The 643-nt window shown below is 45.6% G+C and carries 1 pseudogene; it reads right to left on the bottom strand.

Annotated features, from left to right (window positions below):
* Window positions 1–50: 50 nt before the first annotated feature.
* Window positions 51–643: pseudogene (locus MC7420_RS43080) on the bottom strand (4-hydroxy-3-methylbut-2-enyl diphosphate reductase); the annotation flags it as partial.

Here is a 643-nt window from a genome sequence, read left to right as displayed (position 1 = left end):
TTTTGACCGTTAACTGGGGTTACTGAATCGATACACTAACCGAACCAAAATCAAACAGCTACCGGAGTGGCTTTCAACTCAAAAATCTTCTCAATCGCATCTTCAACCACCTTATCGGGTGTAGATGCTCCAGACGTTACACCAACAACAATTTCACCCTCTGGAAGCCAATTTTCCGTCACCGTCATATCTTGATGCAGTACCTTGTGATCAATCCGATTCCCCGGACCAATTCGCTCAGCGCTATCGATGTGATAAGAGGGAATTTTCCGTTCAATGGCAATTTGTTGCAGTTGCGTGGTATTGGATGAATTAAAACCACCAATCACAACCATTAAATCTAACCGTTCTTCCACCAACTCCAACATCGCATCCTGCCGTTCTTGAGTGGCATCGCAGATGGTGTTAAAACTCTGGAAATGCTGATTTAACTGAACCGGACCATACTTTTTCATCATCGTCCGCTCAAACAGCTTACCAATTTGCTCGGTTTCGCTTTTGAGCATGGTGGTTTGGTTAGCGATGCCAATATGCTCCAAATCCCGATCCGGGTCAAATCCCTCGGACGTGGCGCGGCTGAATTTTGCCATAAATTCGTCCCGATTTCCGCCGTTGAGGATATAGTTGGCGATATATTCGGCTT

It is taken from the genome of Coleofasciculus chthonoplastes PCC 7420, assembly GCF_000155555.1.
GTDB classification, from domain to species: domain Bacteria; phylum Cyanobacteriota; class Cyanobacteriia; order Cyanobacteriales; family Coleofasciculaceae; genus Coleofasciculus; species Coleofasciculus chthonoplastes_A.
This window is presented reverse-complemented; position numbering and strand designations above follow the sequence as displayed.